Origin of the sequence: Methylocystis sp. (genome assembly GCF_021731785.1) — a bacterium.
Taxonomy (GTDB): Bacteria; Pseudomonadota; Alphaproteobacteria; order Rhizobiales; family Beijerinckiaceae; genus Methylocystis.
Map to the genome: position 1 here is coordinate 1 of NZ_JAKFWS010000015.1, position 4,307 is coordinate 4,307.

General features: G+C 57.3%; 4 protein-coding genes and 3 pseudogenes. 4 read left to right on the forward strand and 3 right to left on the reverse strand.

The window, feature by feature from the left end:
* Positions 1–156: 156 nt before the first annotated feature.
* Positions 157–474, reverse strand: a complete 318-nt coding sequence (locus tag QZ964_RS03215) for a hypothetical protein (protein WP_292528738.1) — start codon at positions 472–474, stop codon at positions 157–159.
* Between QZ964_RS03215 and QZ964_RS03220 the strand changes: the two are divergent.
* The 4 genes and pseudogenes from QZ964_RS03220 to QZ964_RS03235 all read left to right on the forward strand — a co-directional run.
* Positions 418–611, forward strand: a pseudogene (locus QZ964_RS03220) (IS3 family transposase); the annotation flags it as partial. The gene QZ964_RS03215 and the pseudogene QZ964_RS03220 overlap by 57 nt on opposite strands.
* Before the next feature lie 427 nt (positions 612–1,038).
* The gene (locus QZ964_RS03225; RefSeq protein WP_292528734.1) at positions 1,039–1,668 is read left to right on the forward strand and encodes a PstA family ABC transporter permease; all 630 of its coding nucleotides are present in this window, start codon (positions 1,039–1,041) and stop codon (positions 1,666–1,668) included.
* Positions 1,669–1,769: 101 nt separating this feature from the next.
* A pseudogene (locus tag QZ964_RS03230) lies at positions 1,770–2,092 on the forward strand (transposase); the annotation flags it as partial.
* A 14-nt stretch (positions 2,093–2,106) separates the two neighbouring features.
* Positions 2,107–2,901 carry a hypothetical protein gene (locus QZ964_RS03235; protein WP_292528735.1) on the forward strand — a complete coding sequence of 265 codons (795 nt, stop codon included), beginning with the start codon at positions 2,107–2,109 and terminating at the stop codon, positions 2,899–2,901.
* 133 nt (positions 2,902–3,034) lie between these two features.
* On the opposite strand, the pseudogene QZ964_RS03240 reads toward QZ964_RS03235, so the two are convergent.
* A pseudogene (locus QZ964_RS03240) lies at positions 3,035–3,139 on the reverse strand (IS110 family transposase); the annotation flags it as partial.
* A gap of 16 nt (positions 3,140–3,155) precedes the next feature.
* The gene (locus QZ964_RS03245; protein ID WP_292528736.1) at positions 3,156–4,052 is read right to left on the reverse strand and encodes an integrase core domain-containing protein; all 897 of its coding nucleotides are present in this window, start codon (positions 4,050–4,052) and stop codon (positions 3,156–3,158) included.
* Between the last annotated feature and the right edge of the window lie 255 nt (positions 4,053–4,307).

Here is a 4,307-nt window from a genome sequence, read left to right on the forward strand (position 1 = left end):
GACGACGCCAAGGCTGTCGCGAAGACGAAGCGTGGGCGCTGACGACGGTCTTAGCGTCGACGTAGGCTTCAGCAGGTCGCGGCCGCTTTGAGAAAGAGCTATCGGCTAACGAGATCGCAACCGGGAAACCTTGCTCACAGCCCGCCAAGGGTATCTCTATCGCAGCTCATGAACGCAGAAACGCCGACGAAGCTCGTCGAATGTCCCTTTGAAGTCCGCGTCGACAAGGTTTTGCACGACCGGTTCTATGATGTCCGCGACGCTGTTGCGGTCGCCAGAAAAGTCAAAGGAACGGAACGATCGGCCGATGTCGTGGTCATAAACACACGAACCAATAAATTGGTGATTAAGGTCGACGGCTGAACAAATTTTTCCGCTGTGCGGCTCCGGCGCCGACTCGGGTTGTGCGTTTTGGCCCCACGACGCCGGCCAGGCCCGATCGGCGCTTGTTCGGACGCGGAACTGGCTGACCATATCCGCCGTCTTATCGCGGAGTCCGGTTTTCACGGCGAGGGCTGGGCTACCGCAAGCTATGGGCGCGGCTTCGGGTCGCCGGCGTTCGCGCCAGTCCCCGACGCGTGCGGCGGGTGATGGGCGAACATGGCTTACTGGGTAAGCCTGTGTGTGCCGAAAACCAAATCCGGCCGTACTGGTGATGGAGTCCGCCGAGGAGGGCGTGCGATTTGATGTCTCCAATTCGCTGAACGGCACGAGACATCGGCGCATCCTTGTTTAACGACCGATGCGTTCTCACTTCGTTGTAATAATGAGCGTAGCATCGCAGAATCCGACGCAGATGCTGTGTGTGTTGAAAAAGTTCATCCGGGGTTGAGGGAGGTCGTGAATTGGCTAAGCTGGCGACATGATCGCGCTCATCCGCTTTCTGCCGGCCATTCTGGCGTCGCCGTTCAAGTCGAAAAGTCGGCTTGAAGCGGAGAACGCTGCGCTCCGGCAGCAGCTGGTTGTGTTGCAACGAAAGGTGAAAGGCCGAGTAGCGATTGCGAACTGCGACCGCCTCTTCTTCGTCCAGCTTTATGGATGGTTCCCGTCAATTTTCGAGATCATCAGTCGATCGTTTACGGCGTCTTCGGACTCGGCTTCTTCGCCTACGGCATCGGCGCCCATATCGATGATTTGTTCTTCCCCGAGCGGCTCCCGGCGCCGACTTTCGGGACCGGCGGGATCCTCTGGTCCGCGCTGACGCTGGCTCTGCTGACGGTTCCGGTCGTAATTGTTGTGACAGAGGAGGCGCTCGCTGCAGTGCCACGGTCGATGCGCGAGGGTTCGCTCGCCTGTGGCGCATCGAAGTGGCAAACGATCAAGAACATCGTTCTTCCGCGCGCCATGCCGGGAATAATGACTGGGATTATTCTGGCCATGGCTCGGGGCGCTGGAGAAGTGGCGCCATTGATGCTGGTCGGCGTCGTCAAGCTCGCTCCAACGTTGCCGTTCGACGGCTACTTCCCTTTCGTGCATCTGGAACGCAGTTTCATGCACCTCGGCTTTCATATCTACGACGTGGGGTTCCAATCTCGCAATTCGGAAGCCGGCAAGCCCATGGTTTTCGTCACCACCTGCCTTCTGATCGCGGTAATTGCGTTTCTGAATATCGCAGCGATCGTCATCCGGTCGCGGCTGAAGCGCCGGTTCGCCGGCAGACAATTTTGATGAGGAGCAGTCGATGTCGGAAGCCGCGATCGCAGCTGTCGATTCCATGTTTGAACCTGCCGCCATCCACCCGATGAAGGGAGACCAGGGCAGAAATTGTTCAGATCAAGGAGGGCAAAGCCGCGATCAAATGGACGCGACTGTCGTGCCGTTCGTTCGCCGCCAACGCCGTCCGTCTACAACTTCACGCGCACGCCTATGATCTCGGAAATTTCCTGCGCACGCTGGCGACGCCGGAGCCGATCAAAGACTGGTCGATGACGACGCTGCGCGAATAGCTGATCAAGATCGGCGCGAAGGTCGACAGCCACGGCGCTACGTCGCGTTCCAACTGGCGGAGGTCGCCGTTCGGAAAAACATCTTCGCCGACATCCTGCACATGATCGCGGAACTTCGGCCGCCTCCGTCCGCGTCGTCCGCGTAAGGCGTTCGATTGCAATGTGTTCGCTGCAAACCACAGGAGAATTGCGTCGCGAAAACTGGAAACGCAACATTCTTGGGCGCCTGGGCGAGGAGTTGGCCCGCTCCAAGGCCGGTCAAACTGCGCTGTGTCGTTCAGGCTTGCCAACAATGCCCAACCGTCGCAGATTTGGGCTGGAAGATGTGGCTATCTGGCGAATGCCGGATGCAGAGGACGGCGCAACTATGAGCGACGAGGACGACGGCAATCCATCCTCCGAACGGCAATATGAATTACGGCGCGACTATGAAAATGAAGACTTGCGTAAGCGTGAGAAAGAACTTGAGGACGCGTTCATCACGGGGCTCAAAACTGGTGACTATTCTATTTATAACAGCAGGATAAACATCGGCTACCCTTCCAGTGGCATTGGGACGAATTTTGAGGACGGTTCAATCCCAGCCAATAGCGTGAGTCGTGCCCCCAGGTCGACACAACAAATATTATTAGAGTTTTATAAAGAACGCGCTGTAGCAGAAGAAGAGGTTGAACTCGAAATTGGGCGGCGCTTAGGGTTGTCATTTATTTCGCAGGAAGAGCGAGTGGCTCTGGTCAACCTAAGGCAAATGTTTCTTATGATGCGTTCTCTTCTAAGGCCCAAATTCTCCGAAGGCTATCGCGCAGAAATGGCAAGATCACAGCAACGACACTGGCAGGCATTAGCTGAAGGATGGAGAGGAAAATTTGGCCACGTCACCGGGGCCGACATAATGGTATGGGCGATGCAAAGAGTTGCTTCCGCTTACGGCGCTATCGCCATATATGAAAAATGAGTCAACGGACTAAACCGCTCTCACATGTTTGTGAGTTTCTTGGCGTTAAAGCGCCAACTGACGAAGCTGTCGTAAAGATATACCAGGCTTACCTTCTTCGACGTCGAGCTTATCGAGCGGGGGATAGGGATCAACCCAAGCGCCTCGCGAGCGCCCAGCGTTTCAAGCTCGAAAAGCGAATCGCTCGCGTCAGCATGATATGGGCCGCTTCAAAAAGCGAGGTTCGCACCATGCCGTCGTGTGTGTGCTGAAAACTATATCCGGACGTAATGGTGATGGAGTCCGCCGAGGACGGCGTGCGATTTGATGGCTCCAATCCACTGAACGGCGCGAGAGATCGGCGCGTCTTTGTTTAACGACCGATGCGTCCTCACTTCGTTGTAATAATGCGCGTAGCATCGCAGAATCCGACGCAGATGCCGTTCGCCCAAGACAAGGAGTTGGTCGACGCACTCGCGGCGGATCGACCCGATCAACCGTTCGGCGAAAGCGTTCTGCCAGGGCGACGCAGGGGCAATCGGCTTGTCTCGTATGCCCATGGCGCGTAGCCGACGGGTGACGACGACGCCAAAGACGCCATCCCGATCACGGATCAAATAGCGCGGAGCCTCATCCCACGGAAAAGCCTCGGTGATCTGACGCGCAATCCAGTCCGCTGTCGGATGTCTGGTGACGGTCCAGACAAGGGTTCGCCAGTCGAGCCGGACGATCACAAAAGCAGAAAGCAGGGCGAAACCGATGGTCGGCACAACGAACAAATCCATTGCAGCGATATGCGGCGCATTGTTGGCGAGAAAGGCGCGCCATCCTTGGCTTGGCGGTCCTCGTCGTCTGGCCATGTATTTGGCGACCGTCGACTGGGAAACCTCGAATCCGAGCTTCAGCAATTCGCCATGAATGCGCGGCGCGCCCCACAGCCGGTTCTCGACGCTCATCTGCCGGATCAGCGCCCGCAGCTCCGTGTGAATCCGCGGCCGTCCGCCGCGTCGCCGTGACGTCCAGCGCCAATAACGGTGAAAGCCGGCCCGATGCCAGCGCACCAATGTCTCAGGCTGGATGATCGTCAGGACCTCGAGGATCGACGGAAACCATCGGTAAAGTTGGACGAAGAAGAGGCGGTCGCCGTTTGAAAGCGCTACTCGGCTTTTCACCTTCCGTTGCAGCACAACCAGCTGCTGCCGGAGCGCCGCGTTCTCCGCTTCAAGCCGGCTTTTCGACTTGAACGGCGACGTCAGAATGGCCAGCAGAAAGCGGATCAGCGCGATCTTTGCGCTAGCTTATACCAACCTGCCGTGAGTCTGACTCACCTCGGATTCCCGAATCGGCAAATGTCTGATTCTTATTGGCGAACCGAGGGAGGTTCGTCATGGCGGCAGCGGTGCGATTGCGTGAAGATTTCGATGCCG